Consider the following 530-nt stretch of genomic DNA (forward strand, 5'->3'; position numbering starts at 1 on the left):
CATCTTCATCTATGTCAAATGATTTCATTGATATATCAGGTAAAATAGATCTTCCTGATTCTGTCAGCAGTCCTATTTTTTCAAGTCTTCTACATCTTTCCTTATTTAATTCAGTCCATGAACTATTTTTACGACGTGGAGATATGCGTTGAGCAGTAATTCCTTCTTCTATTTTCTTACATGTACTATCTATCCAACCAAAACACATAGCTTCTTCAACTAAATCTAAATATATAAATTCGCCATTAATTTTAGCTTTTCCTCTGTTAACAATTACCCAACATTCCTTTTCTATTTTATGATTTTTATTTAACCAAGCTCTTAGTTCTTCTCTATTTTTTACATTCAATAAATTGTTTAACTCCATAGTATCTCCTCAAAGTCATAATAATACTTGAAATTCTTCTACACTCCGTTATTTATGGTACGGTTCATTATTGTTTATTCTATATGCTCTATAAACTTGTTCTAATAATATTAACTTCATCATTTGATGAGGAAATGTCATCTTAGAGAAAGACAACTTATAA

General features: G+C 28.9%; 1 protein-coding gene and 1 pseudogene. Both read right to left on the bottom strand.

What is annotated here, in order from left to right; translation table 11 throughout:
- Nucleotides 1-367 (bottom strand): annotated as a pseudogene (locus AZI32_RS17655) (thymidylate synthase); the annotation flags it as partial.
- A gap of 48 nt (nucleotides 368-415) precedes the next feature.
- Nucleotides 416-530 (bottom strand): 23S rRNA (pseudouridine(1915)-N(3))-methyltransferase RlmH (locus AZI32_RS18185; protein ID WP_162266760.1); only part of this gene is annotated, 115 nt, incomplete at its 5' end.

The organism is Clostridium sp. ATCC 25772, from assembly GCF_001573875.1.
Classification (GTDB): domain Bacteria; phylum Bacillota; class Clostridia; order Clostridiales; family Clostridiaceae; genus Clostridium_J; species Clostridium_J senegalense.